The 22,899-nt window shown below is 39.4% G+C and carries 22 protein-coding genes; 12 read left to right on the forward strand and 10 right to left on the reverse strand.

Going from position 1 to position 22,899, the window contains the following annotated elements; translation table 11 throughout:
- Nucleotides 1–3 precede the first annotated feature (3 nt).
- The 3 genes from EWU23_RS05060 to EWU23_RS05070 all read left to right on the forward strand — a co-directional run bounded on the left by EWU23_RS05060 (nt 4) and on the right by EWU23_RS05070 (nt 2,389).
- Entirely contained in the window at nt 4–1,302 is a 1,299-nt protein-coding gene (locus EWU23_RS05060; RefSeq protein WP_166229503.1) for an amidohydrolase family protein, read from the forward strand.
- A 204-nt stretch (nt 1,303–1,506) separates the two neighbouring features.
- Entirely contained in the window at nt 1,507–1,713 is a 207-nt protein-coding gene (locus EWU23_RS05065; protein WP_109324460.1) for a helix-turn-helix transcriptional regulator, read from the forward strand.
- A gap of 100 nt (nt 1,714–1,813) precedes the next feature.
- Nucleotides 1,814–2,389, forward strand: a complete 576-nt coding sequence (locus EWU23_RS05070; RefSeq protein ID WP_166229506.1) for a hypothetical protein — start codon at nt 1,814–1,816, stop codon at nt 2,387–2,389.
- Here EWU23_RS05070 and cysM read toward each other — a convergent pair.
- The 4 genes from cysM to bshC are packed head-to-tail and all read right to left on the reverse strand — an operon-like array spanning nt 2,375 to nt 6,653.
- Nucleotides 2,375–3,250, reverse strand: coding sequence for a cysteine synthase CysM (gene cysM, locus EWU23_RS05075; RefSeq protein ID WP_166229508.1), 876 nt, complete (start codon nt 3,248–3,250; stop codon nt 2,375–2,377). The two genes, EWU23_RS05070 and cysM, sit on opposite strands and share 15 nt — an antisense overlap.
- A gap of 1 nt (nt 3,251) precedes the next feature.
- Nucleotides 3,252–4,058: a serine O-acetyltransferase gene (locus EWU23_RS05080; RefSeq protein WP_166229510.1), complete on the reverse strand. Its 807-nt coding sequence runs from the start codon at nt 4,056–4,058 to the stop codon at nt 3,252–3,254.
- Nucleotides 4,059–4,072: 14 nt separating this feature from the next.
- The gene (gene mnmH, locus EWU23_RS05085; RefSeq protein ID WP_166229512.1) at nt 4,073–5,098 is read right to left on the reverse strand and encodes a tRNA 2-selenouridine(34) synthase MnmH; all 1,026 of its coding nucleotides are present in this window, start codon (nt 5,096–5,098) and stop codon (nt 4,073–4,075) included.
- On the reverse strand, nt 5,091–6,653 hold the full coding sequence (gene bshC / locus EWU23_RS05090; RefSeq protein WP_166229514.1) for a bacillithiol biosynthesis cysteine-adding enzyme BshC: 1,563 nt from the start codon (nt 6,651–6,653) through the stop codon (nt 5,091–5,093). The genes mnmH and bshC overlap by 8 nt, the downstream gene beginning before the upstream one ends.
- Before the next feature lie 107 nt (nt 6,654–6,760).
- Between bshC and EWU23_RS05095 the strand changes: the two genes are divergently transcribed.
- Nucleotides 6,761–7,897 carry a PorP/SprF family type IX secretion system membrane protein gene (locus EWU23_RS05095; protein ID WP_166229516.1) on the forward strand — a complete coding sequence of 379 codons (1,137 nt, stop codon included), beginning with the start codon at nt 6,761–6,763 and terminating at the stop codon, nt 7,895–7,897.
- Nucleotides 7,898–7,899: 2 nt separating this feature from the next.
- Here EWU23_RS05095 and EWU23_RS05100 read toward each other — a convergent pair whose 3' ends face one another.
- Together EWU23_RS05100 and EWU23_RS05105 are read right to left on the reverse strand one after the other, a co-directional pair.
- Nucleotides 7,900–8,364 carry an NADH-quinone oxidoreductase subunit A gene (locus EWU23_RS05100; RefSeq protein ID WP_166229518.1) on the reverse strand — a complete coding sequence of 155 codons (465 nt, stop codon included), beginning with the start codon at nt 8,362–8,364 and terminating at the stop codon, nt 7,900–7,902.
- Nucleotides 8,364–8,981: a DedA family protein gene (locus tag EWU23_RS05105; protein ID WP_166229520.1), complete on the reverse strand. Its 618-nt coding sequence runs from the start codon at nt 8,979–8,981 to the stop codon at nt 8,364–8,366. The genes EWU23_RS05100 and EWU23_RS05105 overlap by 1 nt, the downstream gene beginning before the upstream one ends.
- A gap of 114 nt (nt 8,982–9,095) precedes the next feature.
- On the opposite strand from EWU23_RS05105, the gene EWU23_RS05110 reads away from it, so the two are divergent.
- From EWU23_RS05110 to EWU23_RS05120, 3 genes are read left to right on the forward strand one after another with little or no spacing between them, the layout of a single operon-like run.
- Nucleotides 9,096–9,479, forward strand: coding sequence for a hypothetical protein (locus EWU23_RS05110; protein ID WP_166229522.1), 384 nt, complete (start codon nt 9,096–9,098; stop codon nt 9,477–9,479).
- A gap of 44 nt (nt 9,480–9,523) precedes the next feature.
- Entirely contained in the window at nt 9,524–13,852 is a 4,329-nt protein-coding gene (locus EWU23_RS05115) for a CusA/CzcA family heavy metal efflux RND transporter (protein WP_166229524.1), read from the forward strand.
- Nucleotides 13,845–14,975 (forward strand): efflux RND transporter periplasmic adaptor subunit, encoded by a 1,131-nt coding sequence (locus EWU23_RS05120; RefSeq protein WP_166229527.1) that lies wholly within the window; start codon nt 13,845–13,847, stop codon nt 14,973–14,975. The genes EWU23_RS05115 and EWU23_RS05120 overlap by 8 nt, the downstream gene beginning before the upstream one ends.
- On the opposite strand, the gene ispE is transcribed toward EWU23_RS05120, so the two are convergent.
- The 4 genes from ispE to EWU23_RS05140 are packed head-to-tail and all read right to left on the reverse strand — an operon-like array spanning nt 14,972 to nt 18,504.
- Nucleotides 14,972–15,781, reverse strand: a complete 810-nt coding sequence (gene ispE / locus EWU23_RS05125; RefSeq protein ID WP_166229529.1) for a 4-(cytidine 5'-diphospho)-2-C-methyl-D-erythritol kinase — start codon at nt 15,779–15,781, stop codon at nt 14,972–14,974. The two genes, EWU23_RS05120 and ispE, sit on opposite strands and share 4 nt — an antisense overlap.
- A gap of 1 nt (nt 15,782) precedes the next feature.
- Nucleotides 15,783–16,775: a VWA domain-containing protein gene (locus EWU23_RS05130; protein WP_166229531.1), complete on the reverse strand. Its 993-nt coding sequence runs from the start codon at nt 16,773–16,775 to the stop codon at nt 15,783–15,785.
- Nucleotides 16,772–17,632, reverse strand: coding sequence for a hypothetical protein (locus tag EWU23_RS05135; protein WP_166229533.1), 861 nt, complete (start codon nt 17,630–17,632; stop codon nt 16,772–16,774). Before EWU23_RS05135 ends, EWU23_RS05130 begins: the two co-directional genes overlap by 4 nt.
- Nucleotides 17,632–18,504, reverse strand: a complete 873-nt coding sequence (locus EWU23_RS05140) for a DUF58 domain-containing protein (RefSeq protein WP_205753084.1) — start codon at nt 18,502–18,504, stop codon at nt 17,632–17,634. Before EWU23_RS05140 ends, EWU23_RS05135 begins: the two co-directional genes overlap by 1 nt.
- A 100-nt stretch (nt 18,505–18,604) precedes the next feature.
- On the opposite strand from EWU23_RS05140, the gene EWU23_RS05145 reads away from it, so the two are divergent.
- The 5 genes from EWU23_RS05145 to rlmN are packed head-to-tail and all read left to right on the forward strand — an operon-like array spanning nt 18,605 to nt 22,894.
- The gene (locus EWU23_RS05145; RefSeq protein ID WP_166229535.1) at nt 18,605–18,946 is read left to right on the forward strand and encodes a DUF4296 domain-containing protein; all 342 of its coding nucleotides are present in this window, start codon (nt 18,605–18,607) and stop codon (nt 18,944–18,946) included.
- A gap of 38 nt (nt 18,947–18,984) precedes the next feature.
- Nucleotides 18,985–19,842, forward strand: coding sequence for a glycerophosphodiester phosphodiesterase family protein (locus EWU23_RS05150; RefSeq protein WP_166229537.1), 858 nt, complete (start codon nt 18,985–18,987; stop codon nt 19,840–19,842).
- On the forward strand, nt 19,842–21,374 hold the full coding sequence (locus tag EWU23_RS05155) for a GH3 auxin-responsive promoter family protein (protein ID WP_235942151.1): 1,533 nt from the start codon (nt 19,842–19,844) through the stop codon (nt 21,372–21,374). Before EWU23_RS05150 ends, EWU23_RS05155 begins: the two co-directional genes overlap by 1 nt.
- A 4-nt stretch (nt 21,375–21,378) precedes the next feature.
- Nucleotides 21,379–21,831 carry a GatB/YqeY domain-containing protein gene (locus tag EWU23_RS05160; RefSeq protein WP_166229539.1) on the forward strand — a complete coding sequence of 151 codons (453 nt, stop codon included), beginning with the start codon at nt 21,379–21,381 and terminating at the stop codon, nt 21,829–21,831.
- Nucleotide 21,832: 1 nt separating this feature from the next.
- Nucleotides 21,833–22,894, forward strand: coding sequence for a 23S rRNA (adenine(2503)-C(2))-methyltransferase RlmN (gene rlmN / locus EWU23_RS05165; protein WP_166229541.1), 1,062 nt, complete (start codon nt 21,833–21,835; stop codon nt 22,892–22,894).
- Nucleotides 22,895–22,899 lie beyond the last annotated feature (5 nt).

Here is a 22,899-nt window from a genome sequence, read left to right on the forward strand (position 1 = left end):
AACATGAAAAAAATATTCATAGCTATACTTAGTATGATTTCCTTAGGGCTACAAGCTCAGGAGACCATGCATCCTTCTTCTGCTCAGACAAAGAAAATCGTAATTACAGGAGCTATCATTCACGTGGGAAATGGCCAAGTGATTTCAACAGCCAATTTGATCATAGAGAAGGGGAAATTGAAAATAGAAAATTCAAACCCTAGCTTAGGGGCAGATGTAGAACACATTGATGCCACTGGCAAGCATATTTATCCTGGAATCATTGCTCCCAATACCAATTTAGGTTTAGTGGAGGTAAGCTCCACACGTGCCACGGTAGACTATGTAGAATTGGGGGATATACATCCTAATGTACGATCATTAGTGGCTTACAATACCGACAGTAAAGTGATCAATACCTTACGAACCAATGGTGTTTTATTAGCTCAGATTGTCCCACAAGGAGGATTGATTACCGGAAGCTCCAGTGTCGTACAATTAGATGCGTGGAACTGGGAAGATGCCGCTTATTTGGTTGACGAAGGAATTCATATGACTATGCCTGCTTTGATCAATCGTCCTAATAACATGCGTCGTGGTAATGCGCCTGCAGGAGATCCTGTAAGAGCTGGCTTAGCTAGAATTGAACAGGCCAAGGGATTTTTCAGAGAAGCGAAAGCTTATTTAAATGAAAAATCACATGCGGAAGTAAATTTGAAATTTGAAGCGGTGAAAGGATTATTTGATCGGAGCCAATCCCTCTACATTCATTGTGATTTAGTGAAGGAAATGTTAGCGGCCATTGAATTGAACAAAGAGTTTAACTTTAAATTGGTCATTGCTGGTGGAGCAGATAGTTGGATGATTGCGGATATTTTGAAAGAAAACCAAGTGAGTGTGATACTTTCAGAGCCACATAGTTTACCTGCCACAGAGGATGATGCTGTAGATCAACCCTATAAGACAGGAGCTATGTTGTATAAAGCTGGAGTATTGGTCAGTATAAGTCAAGATTCAGGTGATGGCTATACTCAACAAAGAAATTTGCCTTTCATGGCGGGTACTTTAGCGGCTTATGGCTTGACCAAAGAGGAAGCATTGCAGGTTATTACGCTCAATCCGGCTAAGATTTTAGGGATTGAAAAGAGAACGGGAACCATTGAAAATGGGAAAGATGCCAACATCCTGATTTGTCAAGGAGATTTGTTGGATATGAAGTCAAGTGTTTTGAGTCATGCCTTTATCCAAGGTCGGGCTGTTGATTTACAAAACAAACATACTCAGTTGTTTGAGCGGTATAAATATAAATATCAAATTAAGTAATGAAAGGACTGTGCTCTTGGGCATAGTCCTTTTTTTGATTTTACTACTAAGCCTGAAATTCTCATTTCAGGCTATTTTTTTGCATATAATGTAGGGGCAATATCAAAAAAATCATAAAATTGGATATTTTTTTAAGTGGCATTTGTTATTTATACATCAATTCGAAACATTTGATTAAGTATTAACACCTAACCAATTAATAGTATGAAAACCAAACATTTATTCTCTGTTGCTTTGATCAAATCAAGGCAATCATTGCAACTCACCCAACAACAAGTAGCCAGTGCCGTAGGAGTAAGTCAAAGCGCTTATAATTATTGGGAATCTGGTAAACATTATCCTAACGCAACTAAGATTTTTCAGTTGACTAAAGTGCTCAAAATTCCTTTGGAAGAAGTTATGGCTAGTTGAACAATATTCAGATTAAGCCGGTTTTTCAAAAGCCGGCTTTTCTATTTCTTATTTAGGGATTATCCGTACCTTTATATTAACATCAAACAATGATCTTGTTTTGAGAAATTCTAATCTATATACCCGTCAATTTGTCCCATTTTTCTGTTTATTGACAGGATTGCTATTTATTTCATGTGCTGAGACAGCTAAGACGAGTCCTAAAAACACGTATTTTGCTTGGGCAGATTTACTTAATTCCCACATCAAATCGTTTGAGGTAACGAAACCCAAAGTGCATAAAACGGTATTTCTAGACGGGGCTAAAGAAGTAAAAGTGGTGTCTGATATCGATTGGACCAAAGAATGGGCCTTATTTTTGGAGGCCGATTTGAATAAACCAGCTTTTGAAAAAAGCTATGATAATTTATCCGAACCAGACTTGATTTGGTATTCTTTGAAATTGGGAGAAAGCTTACCCGTAAAGAAATTCATGGTGCATATTGATGAGCTCAATAGACCAACACGTGTGGAGATTGAAGTTTCTCAAAAGAATTTTCTTTTTGAAACCAGTAAAAATATGCAGATGACATTTTCAGATGGCCATGTTCAAACGTATTTTATCGAAGGAAGTCAGAAATTACGCTGGGGTAAACCTACGCATTACAAGCTTTTAGGCGTTTTACTCTCCAAATAGATTACTGGATAAATATCGGTCGCCACGATCGCAAATAATACAAACAATCACGCCTTCTTGTAGCTCTTCAGCTAAACGAATACTGGCGGCTACTGCTCCTCCACTGCTCATTCCTCCAAAAACCCCTTCTATTTTGGCTAGTTTCCTTGTCATAGCTACCGCTTCTTCTTCGGAAATGTCCATGATACGGTCCACGCGCTCGGGTTGGTATATTTTGGGACGATAGGCTTCTGGCCAGCGACGAATCCCTGGTATGGAAGAACCTTCGGTGGGTTGGCAGCCAACTATTTGAATGTTTGGATTTTGTTCTTTTAAATACATGGAGGTTCCCATGATGGTTCCAGTTGTCCCCATGGAACTCACAAAGTGCGTAATTTCCCCTTGAGTATCCCGGTAAATCTCTGGACCTGTACTTTTATAATGGGCCAGGTAATTGTCTGGATTTTCGAATTGATTCAATAATATATATTCACCCGTTGCCGCTTTTTCCACGGCATAATCTCTCGCTTCTTCGATACTCTTCGTTAAAGTAACTTTGGCGCCAAATGCTTCCATAGTCAGTACACGCTCGCGTGTGGAATTAGCGGGCATGGCTAATTCGATTTCTAAATTGTATAAGCAAGCAATCATGGCTAAGGCTATGCCTGTATTGCCAGAAGTGGCCTCAATGAGTTTCATGCCTGGTTGAATATCTCCCCGTTTTAGAGCAGATTCAATCATGTTTTTTGCCGCCCGATCTTTTACTGAACCCCCTGGATTGTTACCTTCAAGTTTGCCATAAATGCGCACATTTTTATTGCTGTGCAATTGTTTCAATTCTACCAATGGAGTATTTCCTACTAAGTCTAATAATGTGCTCATTTTAGTCTAAGATAACTTTTGTATTTTCTTGATGGTAAATTTTTGTATTGGGAGCGACACTTCTAGTGAGCCAAACATTTCCTCCGATTATTGAATTTTTACCCACGGTAGTATCTCCTCCTAAAATAGTGGCACCTGAATAAATAACCACATCATCTTCTATGGTAGGATGTCTTTTGGTAGAAGCCATGCTTTTGTCGACAGATAATGCACCTAAGGTTACACCTTGGTAAATTTTAACCCGTTCACCAATAATACAGGTTTCCCCAATGACGATTCCTGTTCCATGATCCATAAAAAAGAATTTGCCTATGCGGGCACCAGGATGAATATCGATACCTGTTTTCGAATGGGCATATTCTGTCAATATACGAGGTATCAATGGAACTCCTAATGCACAAAGTTCATGGGCCAATCGATAAAATGCCATGGCATAAAAGCCAGGATAAGTTCTAATTACCTCAAAATCGGTATTGGCAGCAGGGTCACCATTGACCATCGCTTCTACGTCGGTGAGTAAGGTATCATACACCTTAGGAATGCGAGCCATATACGCTTGCGTTAAGCTATGTGGGTCTGTAGGCAATTCGTTTTTCATCGAGTGCAACATGGATTCTAATCCATTCTCTATGCTTTCCCAAACAGCGATCAATTCTTCTTTTTGAGAGAAATGTTTACGAGTTTGCTCTGGAAATAAGGTCAGAATAATCTTCGTAAATAGTTTTTTTATATCTGAAGTAGCAGGAAAATCACGTGTTTGCTCGTGTTTTGCAAGTATAGTATCTAAAAAATCGGAAGGTAACATCATCTTCGGTTTAGGTTTTAGGCATTCAAAATATGTGGAAGAATTGCCTCCACTTGTTTTTGGGTATCTAAAGAATGGATCTCTAATCGTTGGATTTTTTGCAGGTCTCTTTGTTCCAATCCATGTAAGTAAGCTTTGTCATAATACTGTAATGTGATAGCCGCCACGTCCTCAAATTCTCCCATTTCCAAGCAAGCTAGGGCTTTTTGATAGTGTTGGCCACCCAGGCGCTTTTTGATTTTTTCAATGGCTTCTGCCAACATTTCTTTGGGATATTGAGCGTACACCTCTACTAAATAAGGTAAACGGTATTGGGCATCTATATCCAAAAATAATACAGGGGCATCCCGAAGTTGGTTATAAAATTCCAAATTCATGAATACCTTACCAATGTGCCTACTTTCATCTTCCACCCAAATGGTTTTTTGTAAATCCAATTGGCGTAATTCATGAAAAAGCACATTTTCAAAATGTTCACTACTAGGCTGAGGTGCTAATCCCAAATGACCAAAAGCAGAACCTCGGTGATGAGCGATTCCTTCCAAATCAATGACTTGAAATCCTCGCTTTTTCATTTCCAATAATATTTCCGTCTTTCCACTGCCCGTCTTCCCACCTAAAACCCGTAATGGAATGGGATTTTCCAATGTCTTTAGGACCAAATGACGATAAGCTTTATATCCTCCAATCAATAACTTCACTTGTAAGCCAGCTGTTTCAAGTAACCAGGCCATACTTCCACTGCGCATACCTCCTCGCCAACAGTGTATCAACAAAGGTTTCCCTTGCGCTAATTTTTTAGCTGATTTTACCCAAGGGGCTAATTTAGGCCCTACGATGGATAGCCCTAATTCTACGGCTTTATCCTTACCCTCTTTTTTATAACAAGTGCCCACGGCAGCCCTTTCCTCATTACTGAACATGGGAAAAGAAATGGCACCAAGTATGTGAGCTTTTTCATATTCCCCAGGCGAACGCACATCTAACATCACCCCTTCAGCAGAAGCGGAAATAAAATCCAAGGGGCTCAGTTTTTCAGGCATTGGGAGACTGTAAAGGAATCACGTAAAGTTCAAAATGTAATGGATCAAAACTATCTAATAAGTCCTGAATTAGACTAGGCTTATCTAAGTAAAAATCTAATAGGTTATCGTATCGTTCTTGCCAGTTACCATGTGGGAATAAACGGGCTTTCACTTGTTGGATTTGACGAATGGCTGTCTCATGATTTCTTTCTTCTGCACGTTTTAGCTTTTTCGCCATTCGTTCCAAACCATTGATCCAGCGTTGTCTTTCTGCCAATATACTACCTTCTAAAGTAGGATCTACTTGTTTGGCTTTCCATACCATTTGTTCTAAAATAGGGTCGACAGCCTCCATCTCTTGTTGAAAGTCTAAACTATACAGGGTATTTTCAAGCACATACTTTCGAATCAATGATGACTCTGGAAGAAATAAATCAGAGATTTTAATGCCTAATTTTTCTATTCTCTTCTGTTCCACAGATGGCAGAAGTAAAGCGAAATTTCTCGGTAAAACAATCGGGTAAGGAACTCGATGGTGATCAAAAATACCTTTCAATTGTAACCAATATGCCACTTCGGCTGGTCCTCCCAAATAGGCAAGATTAGGTAATATGCATTCTTGATAAAGAGGTCTTAAAACAACATTAGGACTAAATCTCTCGGGATGAAGCTGGAGTTCATTTTTCAGCTCTTCAAGACTAAACTGAATGGATTGATTCAATACGTGGTAATATTCCCCTTGTTTTTCAATTCGCTCTCTGATGCCATCTTGTAAATAAAACAAATTGATTCCTCGGGCATTGATTTGTGTTTTATAACCCAAATCATTTAAGTGTTGATTTTGGCTTTCGACTAAAGATTCATGCACATGCTCTAACAAATCAGCTTCCATTATCGGATGGAATAAAGATTTTAATCGAGCATCATCGGCATCCAAGCAAATCAATCCTTCCGCACCAAAAAGCTCATGCATATAACATCGAACGGCTTCGGTTAAGGTCTTACTTTGGCTATAGGCTTTTTGAAAAATGGGCAATGAATAGGGTAATGAATGTAGAAAATCAGATATCCCTTCTAAGGTAAATCTCCCCACGGCTCCTTGTTGTTGGGTATTCCAAGAGTAGGTCTTTTGGTTAAGGTGCACATGATTTATTTCATCCCAATCGTGGTCCTCAGTGGCCATCCAGTAAACGGGAATAAAGTGATATGCTGGATATTCCGCTTTTAATTGCTTAGCCAAATTGATGGTGGAGACAATTTTGTAAATGACATACAATGGGCCAGTCATTAGATTGAGCTGGTGACCTGTGGTTACGGTAAATGTAGTTGAATCGAGTAATTTTTCAAATGCTGGAGCGTTTTCCAGACCTTGGTATTGATCTTGAAGTACTTCTACCAAAGCTTTTCGATGGCCTATAGGGAAAGACTTTTTATCAGCTAATTGATTTTTAAAGCCAGCGATGTTCGGGCTATTTTGGTATAAGTTTTTTAAATTAGGTTTCTCGTCTAAATAGTCCAGCAGTAAAGGGCTGAATGCAGAAAGATGAGATAGCGGGTAGCTTTGGATAGGCATATGGTTGAATGGAAAGGGCCGTTAATATATAAAAACCCAACTGTTTTCCAGAAAGTTCGAGCGAAATTAAATATATTTAACAGATTTTTGAGGTACTATATTTTCAAATGAGATTTTTCACCGTTCTTTTTTTATTTTTAGTTGCGCATTTGGGCTTTGCTCAACAAACACCTCAAGTTACTCAATTCATGATGAATCGTTATCTGTATAATCCAGCATTTGCTGGATTTGAGGATTTTACAGACATTAAATTGGGTTATCGCCAGCAGTGGGTCGGTTTATCAGAGGGGATGAAAACCTTCAATGCCACAGCCAATTGGGCCATTGATAAGTCGGATAGAACCTCCACAGGGCCTACTCCTTACATGTCTAAAACCATCCGAAGGTCTTTTAATCCGACAAAACGGAGAAAGAAAGACTATCGCTGGGAATTTCATCAGGGTTTAGGGTTACAGATTCAAGCGGACCAATTTGGGCCCATGTCTACTTTTTCTGTAGCAGGATCTTATGCTTACCATGTATCCTTAGGTGGGGAAAATAAGTTGTCAGTGGGAGCAACAGGTGGATATTATTCCAGGGGTTTAAACATGAATAATTTTGATGTAAAAGATGGAGGAGATCCATTAATTTTATACTTAGATCCACCAGCTGGAACAGCCATCACATCGGCACCCACTCCTTATGGCTCCCTCACTGCAGGTCAATTATTGGCTAATGTAGGTGTGCTTTATTACAATCGAGAATTTTTCTTAGGCCTTTCGGCAAATCAGCTGATATTTGAGAATTTCACCTATGAGCGCTCAGACCCTGCGGCCTTGGATACGCTTAGTAGGAGGTATTATTGGCCAAACAATTCGGATTTTGACAATGATAAGGTCATGACGCGTGCCTTATATTCGGGAACCATGAAGCCTAATTTATTTGCTATGTTTGGTTATCACATCCGAACCTCTAAATATTTTACAGTTTCACCTGCAGCCATGGTGAAGTTTTATAAAGCAGGAACCATATCCATTGAAGCGAATGTAAAAGCCGATTTCAATCAACAGTTTTGGATGGGTTTTGGATACCGACATAAGGAATCTTATTCTGCCATGTTTGGGGTTCAACTGCGGCATAATATGCATATGTCTTATTCGTATGACTTGAATGTCAATGGATTAGCCTATCAATCCATGGGTTCACACGAACTAGTATTGGGGATCACAATTAATAATAAGATTGGAGTTCCTACTCCACATTAATCTTATTTCGATCCGTATTTGTCTCGAATTTTTTGGTAAGCTTGATCTGGAATCGGACTGTCGTTTGGTAGGATTGGTGCTACGGGTTTTTCCCAATTTAAATAACCTTTCACCCATGCTAAAGCAAGGCCTAAGGCTAATATTCCAATGAAAATAAACATTTCAACTAAGGCGTAGCTCGACCAAACAGGACTTGCATTTTCTAAGTCTGGATGATGAAAAACGGAGGCCCATGGAAAGAGAAAAATAAGTTCAATTTCAAACAAGACAAACATCAGTGCAATCAAATAAAAACGAGGATTAAAGCGAATATTGGCATTGCCAATAGGGGCTTCGCCCGACTCATAAGTACTGAGTTTTTCTACATTAGGGCGATTCGGCCTGATCCATTTGGCAAGGGTTAAAATAATAGCTAAGAATAGAATTCCAGCTATCAAAAAGGCTGCGACATATGCGAAAGCTTCCATTATTGCCTCATTTTCAAATAACCTTTAATCACGGTAAAGGTGGTTATCCCTAAGAAAAACAAAATAATGTAGTGTACATAATTAATGATCCAAGGGAAATGCTGTCCCAAGTAATAGCCCGATGTCACTAATATCCCCACCCAAAGGCCACCACCTACGACATTTAATAATAAATAACTATACCAAGGCATTCTACTGATGCCTGCCAAGATGGGCGTGAAAGTTCTAACTACAGGTAAAAAACGACTGATAACCAAGGCCATAAAGCCATATTTGTCAAAAAATTCTCGGGTAGAATCCAAATGTTTTTTCTTGAAAAAGAGACTATCCGGTCTATTTTCTAGGGATTTGCCAAAGAATCGCCCAGATAAATAACCGACGAGAGAACCTACCACTGCGGCTAAGAATATGCTGGCTAATAAACCCGAAAGAGGTTCTTTTAAGACACCTGTTCCCCCAAATACCCCAGTTAAAAAAAGCAAATAATCGCCAGGAAGGAAAAATGCAAAGAACAGCCCATTTTCAGCAAAAACAATCAGCGTAATAACAAGTAAGCCAGAGCGAATGATGGTTTCAGAATCAGTTAACTGATGCCACAAAATATTTATTTCATCCATAATAGGGGCTATACAAGCTTATTAATCGTTGGTTTTTAGGCTTTTGTCTCAAAAAATTGTACATTGAGAGTATAAATATCCATTAAAATTTCCATTTTTTCCTACATTTGAGCTATGAAAACTTGGCTAGCCTCCATCCTTTTTGTGATTATCTTTTCGGGATCCTGGATTCCGAAGGTAGGAATGGAACAAAGTTTCAAGGCGAATGAATTACTAAAACATTTTCAAGACCATAAGCGCCAGGCACCCGCAGGATTCAGTTTTATGGATTTTCTTTGGATGCATTATGCTGCTGATTCTAAGCATGCCAAAACGACTAAACATCCAAGTTTACCTAGTTTTGATTTTAGTGGTGTTAGTGGATATGTCCTTCCACCCATTTATCTAGTCTTTATATTGCCCCTTCTATTTGTGTTACCTCGTCGCCAATTAATCAATTGGCAAAATCTATATCGTTTTTCATTAGCTAGAGTGCTAATAGCACCTCCTCGGTACTAAGGATTTGTCATTCATTTCCTTACGTTCACCATTTCCATTGAAAAATGATTAATTCGATAATATATTTTAGTATTCGAAATAAACTCATTGTAGGTTTATTCGTATTAGGTCTTGTGGCATGGGGAGGCTATTCTCTCACCCGTTTGCCCATTGATGCCTTGCCTGACATTACCTCTAATCAGGTACAAGTCATGACACAATCACCCGCTTTAGCTGCGTCAGAAGTAGAGAAGTTTGTTACATTTCCATTAGAGATATCTTTGAGAACCATCCCTAATGTGAAAGATATTCGTTCTATTTCCCGCATGGGCTTATCCATTATTACCGTCGTCTTTGAAGATGAAGTAGCGATGGAAGTAGCGCGACAGCAGGTTTCGGAAAAATTAAAAGCTGCCGAACCTTATTTATTACGCGGGGCGGGCATTCCTGAAATGGCTCCCATTACCACGGGTTTAGGAGAGTTCTATCAATATACTTTGGACGTAGATCCCGAATTCCGAGATCAATATTCCTTGGCTGATTTACGTACCTACCAAGATTGGATAGTCAAGCGTCAATTGCTTGGGATCAAGGGTGTTGTAGAAGTCAGTTCTTTTGGAGGTTATGTCAAACAATATGAAGTAGCCATAAATCCTGAGCGAATCCGAGCGATGAACATCAGTATCGATGAGCTTTTTACAGCCTTAGAAAATAACAATTCTAATTCTGGGGGTAGTTATCTGGAAAAAGGAACTGATGCCTATTTCATTCGTTCCGAAGGGATGATACAGTCCTTAGCAGATATCGAAAATACGGTTGTTAAACAGCGTGGTTCAGGTGGATTGCCTGTATTTGTCAAAGATGTAGCCAAAGTCCAATTTGGGAAAGCGGTACGCTATGGAGCTATGACTAAAAATGGTCGTGGTGAAGCTGTGGGTGCGGTAATGCTTTTATTGAAAGGAGCGAATGCCAATACCGTGGTGAAGGATGTGAAAGATCGAATGGAATTGATTCAAAAAACACTCCCTCAGGGAATTCACATTAATGCTTACCTAGATCGAAGTATATTAATAGGGAAGGCCATTAATACCGTCGAGAAAAATTTAATCGAAGGGGGATTAATTGTGGTCTTTATTCTTGTCTTGTTATTGGGAAATTGGCGGGCTGGACTTATTGTGGCATCCATGATTCCTCTCTGTTTGCTGTTTGCCTTTGCCATGATGAATATCTTTGGCGTTTCAGCGAATCTAATGTCATTAGGGGCAATAGACTTTGGTTTGATTGTGGATGGAGCCGTGATCATTGTAGAATCCATCATTCATCGACTCCATTCAAGGAGGAAAGGAGAAGTCCTAAGTCAACATGAAATGGATGAAGAGGTAAATATCTCAGCTCAAGCCATTTTTAAATCGGCAGCCTTTGGAGTTATCATTATTCTGATTGTGTATTTACCCATCATGGCTTTAGGAGGAATTGAAGGTAAGATGTTTAGACCAATGGCCCAAACAGTGTCATTTGCCATTTTTGGAGCCTTGTTGCTTTCTTTAACCTATGTGCCCATGATGTCTTCCTTATTTTTAAGTAAGAAAGTAAGTCATAAGGTCACTTGGGCAGATAGAATCATGAATTTTATGTATGGGAAATACAGTCCTATGGTCAATTGGGCATTAAGCAATCGCAAGAAAGTGGTAGTAGCATCACTTGTCCTATTAACAGGAAGTATTGGTTTATTTACCACCTTGGGAGGGGAATTTATTCCAGAATTGAATGAAGGAGATTTTGCGGTAGAAACTATCTTGCCGACAAATGCCTCCCTTTCTCAGAGCATAGCAGTCAATAATAATGCTCAAGCCTTATTGCTCAAAAAATTCCCAGATGAAATCAAGCAAGTGGTGTCTCGTATTGGAGCATCGGAAATCCCAACGGATCCTATGGGAATCAATGCCTGCGATTTAATCATCATATTAAATGAACCAAGCGTGTGGAAAAAAGCTAAAACCATGGAGGAATTGGAGGAAAAAATGGATCGTGAATTGGATGCTTTTCCTGAAGTAAACTTTGAATTCACTCAGCCTATTCAAATGCGCTTTAATGAGTTGATTGCAGGAGTTAAATCTGATGTGGCTATTAAAATTTTTGGAGAGGATCTAGAAATTTTGTTTGAAAAAGCGACAGAGGCAGCTCGCTATATTCGGAAAATCGAGGGGGTAGGGGATATCAAAGTTCAGCAAATAGATGGGGTTCCGCAGTTAGTCGTGCATTATAATCGGGCTAAGATGGCACAATATGGTTTACGTATTCAAGATGTGAACCGTCGAGTGAAAATGACATTTGCTGGCGAAACGGCTGGCTTGGTGATGGAAGGGGAGAAACGTTATGACTTAGTTGTTCGTATGGACTCCGCTCATCGGGCAGATATTCAAAATTTGAAGGAGCTATATTTAGATTTGCCCAATGGTTCACAAATTCCTTTGGAAGAAGTAGCCACGGTAGATTATCAAAATGCACCTGTTGAAATTTCACGTGATAATACCAACCGACGAATTACCATTGGCATCAATGTCAGAAATCGTGACGTTCAAAGTGTGGTGACAGACATTGAAAAAGTGATGAAGAATAAAATCACATTGCCAGCAGGTTATTATGTCAAGTATGGAGGCACTTTTGAAAATCTTCAAGCGGCAAAATCTAGATTGTCATTGGTTGTTCCTTTGGCATTAGCGCTGATTTTTGCACTCTTGTTTTTTACCTTCAATTCCATGCTAGAAGCGGCCATCATTTATTTGGCTATTCCGCTTTCTGCCATTGGAGGTATCTGGGCCTTGTACATCAGAGGAATGCCTTTTTCTGTTTCCGCAGGAATCGGCTTTATTGCTCTATTTGGAGTGGCTGTATTAAACGGAATTGTGCTTTTATCCTTCTTTAAGCAATTAGCTACAGAAGGCGACTCGGTAGCAGAACGACTAAGGAAAGGTCTCGAGTTACGTTTCCGTCCAGTCATCATGACAGCATCAGTGGCTTCTTTGGGCTTCTTGCCTATGGCATTGAGTCATTCACCAGGCGCCGAAGTGCAGCGGCCTTTAGCCACGGTTGTTATTGGGGGTTTAATTACTGCTACTTTTCTTACTTTGGTGGTTATTCCAGTAGTATATTCTTTAGTTATGACTAGAAAAGAAAAGAAGATGAAGTCGCAGCCCATGATCGTTTTAGTGATTTTAGCGGGCCTAATGATGAGTTTTTCAAGTTTGGGTCAAGGGGCTAAACCAGTTATGAGCTTGTCGAACTGCATGCAAGAAGCACTTCAGCATAATGCATTATTGAATACAGGAAATTTGGAAATTCAAAGTGCAGAGGCCTTGATTAATTCAGGTAAGGAGTTGCCCAAAGGAAGTATTGACTTTCAATATGGGAAAACACAAACCTATTTTAGTCAGGATTATACCATTATCGCTTCTCAAAGTATTCCTTGGCCCACCTTGTTAAGGGCTCAAGTTAAAGCCTTGACATCTCAAAAAATGTTGGCAGAGAAAAGGCAAAAGATTACCCAGAATCTGGTATTGTCCAGTGTCAAATGGTTCTATTATCAATTGCTCATTCAGCAAAAACATGTGGAATATTTACTTCAACAAGATAGTATCTATTCCCAGATGTTGAAAGCAGCCAGTATACGTTTTAAACAAGGGGAAACGAATCGTTTGGAGGTGGTTGCAGCAGAAGCTCGCTGGAGGGAATTCCAACAGAAACAGCTTTCCTTGCAAGCGGATATCCAGGCTAATTATCAAAATTTGGCCTATTGGATGAATCGAAAAGAGCCTTTTGAGATTCAGAAAGTGAATGCTTTGACCATGCAAGTCCCTCCTATTCCTGTTGATTTAGCGAAAAATCCCACCTTACAATTATTGGAGGAGCAAGTAGTTCATGCCAAATTTCAAACAGAAGTGGAGAAGAATAAATTGAAACCGGATATTCGTCTAGGAGCCACCACACAGAGTATTGAGAATTTTGGAGGTCAGAACTTCGTACAGGCAGGTTTAGCCTTACCTATTTTTGCCAAAGGACAAAAAGCCCGTATTTCTGCCGCACAAAAGCAAGAACAAGTGTTTGCTAGTCAAAAAGATCAGGTGTACAGCCAAATAAGTACGGATTTGCAAAATGCTCAGATATCCTTGGGCAAATTTGGGAATTCATTGAAGTACTACCAGCAAACAGCCTTACCTCAAGCAGAATGGCTGGTTCAAACGGCTTTAAAAAGCTACCAGCAAGGGGAAATTGAGTATGTAGAAATGCTTCAAAACACTCAACAAGCTTGGCAGATTAGAGAACAATATTTACAAGAAGTTTTGGCATATAATCAAAACATCATTCAAATTGAAACTATTTTAGGAAATGAATAAGCACATCATATATCAATGGATTACCCTAATTTTCATCGGCGGTATGTCTGCCTGTGGAGGTAAAGAAACGGAAACAGCAGTAGCTGAAACAACGGTTTCAAGTATCAAGTTAAGTGCAGAGCAAAAACAAAATGCTGGAATCGTATTAGGAGAATTGGAAGAAAAAGAAATGGCATCGGAAGTGTCTTGCACCGGTTTGGTGGATGTTCCACCTATTTCAATGGCTTCTGTTTCACTGCCTATAGCTGGATATGTCAAATCGACTTTTGAATTATTGCCAGGAAAACAAGTGCACAAAGGTCAGGTTTTGGCCACGATTACAAGTTTGGATTATATTCAAATGCAACAAGAATATATTCAGGCATTGAGTCAGCAAACCTATTTGACATCAGAGAAATCTCGTCAACAGGTCTTGAATTCAGAAGAAGTCGGGTCTAAAAAGAAACTCCAATTGGCGGAGGCTGATTTTTCTAATGTACAGGCACAGGTGAAATCGCTAGGCTTGAAATTGGAAATATTAGGTTGTGATTTAAAATCTCTCTCTAAAGGAAATATCTCCTCCTATTTACAATTGAAAGCACCCATTGACGGCTATATCGTGGATGTATTTATGTCCATCGGAAAGTATGTCCAGCCCACAGATGAATTAGTGAAACTGGTAGGGATAGCCCATAAACACGTGGAATTGAAAGTGTTTGAAAGAGATTTAAGCGGTTTAAAGTTGGGTCAAACGATACAATTTGAAGCGGAAGGATTAGAAGGTAAAGGAAAAGTGTTTTTAATTGGTAAGCAAGTTGATTTAAGTACTCGTACCACTTCCGTTCACGGTCATTTTAACAATGAATCGGATGAGTTACGTTTTACGGTGGGGCAATTTATCAATGCTAAGATTTTGGTGGGAAATCAAAAAATGAAAACGATACCTCAGGCAGGCTTAGCTAGAGTAGGAAAAGGAGGTTTTATTTATGTGGAAAACCCACAAGGAGTTATGGAACAGGTTCCTGTAAAAGTGATTAGTTCCAATGAAGCATATGTGGGAATTCAACCTATCAAAGCATTGCCAGCAGGGAAAGTGGTCATTAGTGGAGCTTCAGCCTTAGAAGCTATTTTTGCCAAGGATTAAGCAATTACACCTTGAAAACAGGTGAAGTCGGCCCAGCGCTCAGCTAGGTCGACTTCTTTTTTAAATATCCCAAAGATCGTAGATCCAGAGCCGCTCATAGCAGCATACACGGCACCTTGATCATATAAATCTTGCTTAATTTGAGCAAGGATGGGGTATTTTGGGAATAAGCTTAATTCGAAATCATTGGAAATCAGATCTTTCCACCGTTCCATCGATTCTGCGATGGATTGGGCCAAATCATATGTAGTCGCCTGAGGTTTTACTTGAGCGTAGGCTTCTTGGGTGGAAATACCCAAATTCGGATAAATGAGTACCACTTGACATCCTTGTAAGGAACAAGAAATAGGACTTAATTCATCGCCTTTGCCTTTTCCTAATTGGGCATGTTGGAACAGAAAAAATGCACAATCGCTACCTAATTGCTGTGTATATGGGATTAATTGTTTGTTGCTTAAGGGTAAATCAAATAAATCTCGCAAGCCCATTAAAGTAAAAGCGGCATCGGCAGATCCGCCACCTAAGCCGGCACCCATGGGAATGATTTTGTGCAAATGAATGTGCACGGGTGGGATTTTAAAATCCTTGGCCAAGGCGTGATAAGCTCTTAGACATAAATTGTTTTGAACTTCACCTGAAATGGGTAGACCAGAGGATGAAAACTTCACTTGTTGGCTTGGACTAATTTCTAGAATATCTGTCCATGGTACATGAAAGAAACAGGTTTCCAATTCATGAAAACCATCCAGTCTTTTGGAAGTAATGTACAGCCCGATATTTATTTTGGCATTAGGGAATAGGAGCATATTAATCTTCTAAAATATTACTGATGGGGCTAAGTTTCAGAAATAGGCCTAAAAAGAATAGAACGAATGCAAAATCAAAGAAGATTTTACTCTGATCTTGATGTTCTTCCCAATAGATTTCTTTCACTTTGGAGGATTCCATTCGATTGATTTCTTCAAAGATGGCATTTAGGCTTTTTTGGTCGGTAGCTCGGTAAAACTTTCCTTTACTTTTTTCTGCGATAACACGCAAGGTGCTTTCATCCACGGGATCCATGGAGGGTTTTAAACTACCTACAGCTATGGTATAGACTTTGATGCCAAAGGTCTTAGCCAGTTCGGTGGAGGTCAATGGGTCTAGATTACCCGCTGTATTGTTTCCATCACTGATTAAAATACTGATTTTTTTAGGGTTGGGGGAATCCCTTACTTGATTGATGCACATCCCTAGTGCATCACCTAAAGCTGTACCTTCCTCCTTGATTAATTTAGAATCTAGTCCTAGTAAGGCCTGTTGCAAGTAGCTAGAATCGTTGGTAATTGGACTGGCTAAATACGGAGCTCCTGCAAAAGCTACGACGGCGATGAAGTCATTTTTTCTTTGTTTGATAAAAGAAGTTGCTACTTGTTTGGCAATCACAAGGCGAGAAGGACTCACATCTCGATTGAGCATGGAGGATGAAATATCAATCGCTAAGGCCATGTCAATTCCATCAGGCTGAATTTTTCTTTTGGGATTGATTTTGTAAGGACTGGCTAAGGCTAAAATGATGCTTGTGAGGAGCATGATTTGAACAATATCGGGGATGAAGCTTATGAATCGGATTAATCGGTTTTGGATTAATGGTTTCGTAAATGAAAGGGTAATTCGAGCTTGATTTTTTCTATTTAATAAATAACGGATTAAAAATATAATCAAGGGAAGGGGTAGAAGAAATAGAAATACCTCATGTTCCCAATGGTAGGAAAAAAGGGATACAAATTGTTGCCAGGAAAAGTATAGCTGGTATTTCATGACTTTCTATTTTCCTGAGAAATGATTTTTCTTTCTTCTTGATAAATAGAATTGGCTATTTCCAAAAGCATGTTGACAGATTCGGTGGTTTTACTAGAAAAATTTCCGCCATAAATTGCGGAATCTAACTCATGAAGGGCTTTAGCCAATTGTTTATTTTCTAAGGTATCCACCATTTCTTTGGTGGTAAATGTCGTAAATGGTTTTAAGGTTAAGCTTTCTATGTATTTTTTCCAAAGAGAAAAGGCCCGCTCTAAATTTTGTAATCCCATTTGGTTGTTTTCAATATTTCGAATAAACCTTTGATAGGAGCGACGGAATTCAGCATTTTTTCGCCACAAAACATATAGTTTAAACCATCTTTTTAGGCTATTGCCTAAAAACCAGTAAATTAACCCCGTTAAAACCAATAGGCCTAGTCCCCAAATAATTACATTTTTTAGGTCAGTTTTTGGCTGCAAAGGAGCAATGGGGACATGTTGATAGAGAGAATCCAAATTGATTTTCTCTGGATGGGGCACTAAGCGCTTCAGAATTATATAATCTTTGGTAGGGTAGATTTTAGTGCAATCCGCCTCTTGCATGAGGTAAACAGGTATAGCTAAACTGTGCTGATTTTCTATTCGGAAAAGTTTGAAAGTATAGACCGCAGAATCGATACTTCCACTGGCATCAGTTCTAGTGGGAAAATAGGTTCTTTCTACTGCCTGAAATGCCCCAAAGTTTTGATTCACAGTAGGGAAAAATATTTCTTGATTTTTACCATGTCGAACCGAAAGGCTATAGTGAATCTGCTGTCCGATTTTGACAGAATCTTCTAAAAATTGGCCTTTGATTTGAATGGGCTTTTGCTGCATTATTTTCTAACGGTAAACAATTTCACTAAGGTGGGTACAAAATCTTCTCCTGCCCGTATGCTGATATAATCAGCTTGCCATTGTTTACATAATTTTTTGAGTTCCTCGGCACGTTGGGAGCCTTGTTCTTTTTGTAAATTTTTGAAGAATTTAGAACTGGTATTTACCCAGGTAGTTCTTTTTCTTTCTGGGTCGAAAATTGGGATAATACCTAATGAAGGAAGTTTTATTTCTTGTTTATCCAAAATTTGAATGACTACTAAATCATGCATTTGAGACATGGCTCTCAACAAATCGTGGTAATTCTCATCGATAAAATCAGACAATACAAAAATTAAGCTTCGCCTTTTTAATACTTGTAAAGTAAAGCCCAAGGCCGCTTTAAGATCAGTCCCAGTACTTTCTGGATTCATTTTAAAAAGCTCTGTAATGACTCGGTAGGCATGTTTTTTGCCAATGGCCGGAGGCATGAATTTTTCGTTTTTGTCTGAAAAGCCACAAAATCCTAAATGACTAGCTTCTTGCATAGCAGAGAAGGAAAGTACACCTGCCACTTCTTTCAGGGTCTTGAGTTTGGATTGAGAATTTCTACCTACTTGTTGAGAGGCACTCACATCCATTAGAAAAAAGACTGTTTGTTCCTTTTCTTCTTTGAATAACTTAACAAAAGTACCGTGACCTTTGGCCGTGGTGTTCCAGTCAATATGACGCACATCATCTCCATAGTGGTATTGACGGAGGTCACTAAATTCCAATCCTGAACCTTTGAAAATGGACGAAAAATTTCCGTGCATTTGGGTATTTATCGCTTTTCTGATGCGAATCTCCAATTGAACAACATGGGAAAGAAAGGAATGAATGTCCGAATCCATGGAATGAATGAGGGCTTAGAATCGTGCTAAATTACCTATTTTTTGAGCAAGTCGAATGAAAAGCCATAAAAGCTTTCTAAATTAAGGGGAAATTTGAACCATGAGAAAAATTTATTTCCTACTATGTTTGGGATTCTTAGCATGCGGGGAATCGTCGACTTCCAAACTCATTGAAGAGGATAAATTAGCCGAGATATTGGTCGATATACACATCGAGGAATCCAAGGTTTCCAATATGCACTTTGGTAGCATAGATTCATCTATATTGGCATACAATTACCAAGAAAAGCGCATTTTCAAAAAGTATGGAGTGGATTCTTTGCAGTTTGCGAACAATTTTGATCGCTATGTGCAGGAGCCGAAGGATTTTCTGCGCTTGTATGATAAGGTAAATCGAATCATGGAAAAACGATTTAAAAAGCCTGAAACTTCGCACCGATGAGACTAGTTGGATTATGTTTTTTATGTCTGTTAAACTTTATGGCGATGGCACAAATGCCCTTTATTCAAGGACATAGAGGTTTTAGGGGACTTTACCCAGAAAATACCATTCCAGCATTTGAACATGCTCTTCAGGCAGGAGTTCAAGTGTTAGAGATGGATGTGTGCATTTCAGCAGATGGTCAGGTCGTTGTTTCGCACGAACCCTACATGAATTCATTATATAGTTCTAAACCAGATGGACAGCCTGTAACTAAGGAAGAAGAGAAGAAATTCAATCTGTTTCAGATGACTTATGAAAATATCAAGCAGTTTGACACAGGAAAAAGGGGGAATGCTTCATTCCCAGAGCAGCATGCTATGGCTGCGCACAAACCATTGTTGTCGGAGGTTTTAGCACTAGGAGAGGCTTTCAGGAAAAAATATAAGCAGAATATCTATTACAATATTGAAATCAAATCTGTGGAAGCGGAATATGGTGTTTCTCAACCTAAAACGGTAGAAGAGTTTTCTGAAAAAGTCTGGGCTATCATTTCCAAGCAGGTAAAACCTGAGTTTATCATATTACAAAGTTTTGATTTCCAAGTGTTGAAATACTGGAACAAAGCTATGTTGGAAGGAAAATTCCCGTCACAAATTATGCTGTCGGCTTTAGTTTCTAGAAAAAGTCCAGAGAATACCATCAAAGATTTGGGATTCACACCGGCCATTTATAGTCCAAATTATCAGGCACTTAGTTCGGAATTTGTGGTGTATAGCCATAAAAATGGCATGAAAGTAGTGCCATGGACAGCCAATGAAGCGGAGGCAATAGCCCATTTAGCGGAGATGGGTGTCGATGCCGTAATTACTGATTATCCCAACCGTGTTCCTCAATATTTAAAACCTGTGCATTGATGGCGAACGGAATTTCCTTATTCAATGAAACGCTTTTATGGTTCATGAAACGACGCATGTCGCGGATTGAGTCCATCTATACACGTCCATTGGATTTGCAGGAAATTTGTTTGAAAGATTTGGTACAAGCAGGCCGACAAACTGAATGGGGGAAGCAATTTGGATACGGTCAAATTAACAATTATGCAGCATTTAAATCACAAGTACCCATTTCTACCTATGAGGAAATTTTTCCTTACATAGATCGGGTGATGCAAGGAGAGCAGCAAATTCTTTGGAATAGTCCGGTGACCTGGTTTTCTAAATCATCAGGGACCACAAATGCGCGCAGTAAGTTTATTCCTGTTTCCAAAGAATCCTTGGAATCATGTCACATGATGGGAGGGAAGGATATGATTACTTTATTGATTCATAATCGACCAGAAACGAGGGTTTTTGAGGGGAAGGGATTATCTATTGGAGGAAGTTTATCGTATTGTTCCACCAATCCTAATGTACTCGTAGGAGATGTGTCGGCAGTTATTATGAAGAATTTACCTGTTTGGGCTCAAATGATTCGTACACCATCCTTGGAAGTGGCCTTGTTGGATGATTGGGATCAGAAGATTGAGCGCATGGCATTGGAGACTTCTAAAGAGAATGTGACAAGTATTTTAGGGGTGCCAACATGGACCTTGGTATTGATTGAAAAAATCTTAGAAATCACGGGGAAGAATTCCATTTTGGAAGTTTGGGAAAATTTTGAATTTATGATTCATGGTGCGGTGGCTTTTGGCCCTTATCGGGAATTATTCCAAAAACAAGTTTTTCGTGATCAAGGCGTGGGTTTTCTGGAAATTTATAATGCTTCAGAAGGGTTCTTTGGAATTCAAGACGACTTGACTTTGAATGATGAATTGCTGCTGATGTTGGATTATGGGATTTTTTATGAATTTATTCCCATTAGTGATGAAGGAGAAGAGCAAGATACGATCGTTGATTTAAGTCAAGTGGAATTAGGCGTCAATTATGCCTTGGTGATTAGCACCAATGCTGGTTTATGGCGGTATAAAATTGGAGATACGGTCCGTTTTACTTCTTTGGACCCTTTTAGAATAAAAATTTCTGGTAGAACCAAACATTTTATCAATGCTTTTGGAGAAGAGGTAATTATGGAAAATGCAGAAATAGCCATATCTAAAGCCTGTTTGATAACGAATTCCATCATCAAAGAATATACGGCAGCGCCTAACTACATGAATGGTGGACAGCGGGGTAGCCATGAATGGATTATAGAATTTTCAAAAGCACCAAAAGAAATGCGTACCTTTGGGGAGGTATTAGATCAAACCCTCCGCGAGATTAATTCAGATTATGACGCTAAGCGGTCTTATGATTTGGTATTAGGCCCACCCATTATTCATCAGGCTCCTCAGGGAACTTTTTACGCATGGATGCGGGAAAGAGGAAAGTTAGGAGGTCAGCATAAAGTCCCTAGATTGAGTAATAATCGGGAGTTTTTGGAGGGAGTCAAAGCTCATTTTAAAGAATAAAAACATGTCATTAAAAGTAACCATTGAGAACGGGATCAAAGACGCGATGCGTGCCAAAGATGCCGATAGACTACGTGCATTACGCGCCATCAAGTCACTAATCTTATTAGAAGAAACTTCTGGATCCAATGCCGGGGAATTATCTGCCGACATAGAAATGAAGATTTTGATGAAGGCTGCCAAGCAGCGGAAAGATTCATTGGAAATATATGTGGCTCAAAACCGCCCTGATTTAGCAGAAAAGGAGCAAGCTGAATTGAGCATCATTGAGGAGTTCTTGCCAAAACAATTGAGCGAATCTGAATTGACGGAAAAGATTCAAGCGATTATCATTCAAGTAGGAGCGAGTAGCCCAGCAGATATGGGTAAAGTAATGGGAGTGGCAAGTAAGCAATTGGCAGGATTAGCTGATGGGAAAGCCATTTCTACCAAAGTAGGCGAACTTTTAAAGAAATAAAGTGTCAGAAATAGCGAAGAAAGAGGAATTGGGAGCCATCAGAAAGCTCAGTTTGGACGAGTTGAAGCAGCTTATGATTCAGCATGGAGATCCTGCGTTTCGTGCTAAACAGGTTCATGAGTGGATTTGGAAGAAATCAGCCCGCAGTTTTGATGCGATGGGTAATATTCCGAAAACTACGCGAGAGTGGTTAAATCAACATTTTTCCTTGCAATGTGTGCAAACGGCCGATATGCAAATAAGCACGGACCGGACGATCAAATCCAGCTTTAAGTTGCATGACGGACATTTAGTAGAAGGAGTATTAATTCCTACTAGAGAAAGAATGACCGCATGTGTTTCATCGCAAGTAGGTTGTTCTTTGACTTGTAGTTTTTGTGCTACGGGTTATATGGAAAGGAAACGGAATTTGGAGTCCTTTGAGATTTATGATCAGGTTGTGTTGATTCGAGATCAGGCCCAAGAGAAATATGGAATCCCTTTGACCAATATCGTTTATATGGGAATGGGGGAGCCATTATTAAATTATGCCAATGTGCTGAAGTCGATTGAGGAAATTACTTCGCCAGATGGCTTAGGCATGTCTCCTAAGCGGATTACGGTTTCCACAGCTGGTATTGCCAAAATGATTAAGAAACTGGGAGATGATCAAGTCAAATTTAATTTGGCGCTTTCTCTTCATGCCGCCAATGATACCAAAAGAAATCAGATCATGCCGATTAATGAAAGCAATACCTTGGTTGCATTAGCAGAGGCATTGCGTTATTTTTACGATAAGACGGAGAATGAGATTACTTTGGAGTACATCATGTTCAATAAGTTCAATGACTCGGTAGAGGATGCCAAAGAGTTGTGGGAATTTGCTAGAAAGTTGCCATGCAAGATTAACATCATTGAGTATAACCCGATTGCACAAGCCTCTTTTGTGAATGCGGAAGCAGATGCTTTAGCGAAGTTTACCGCATTTTTAGAAAGCAAAAAGATGATTGTCAATGTTCGTCGATCTAGGGGAAAGGATATTGATGCGGCCTGTGGACAATTGGCCGGGAAGAAAACAGCTTAATTTTA

It is taken from the genome of Aquirufa beregesia, assembly GCF_011090385.1.
GTDB lineage: Bacteria > Bacteroidota > Bacteroidia > Cytophagales > Spirosomataceae > Aquirufa > Aquirufa beregesia.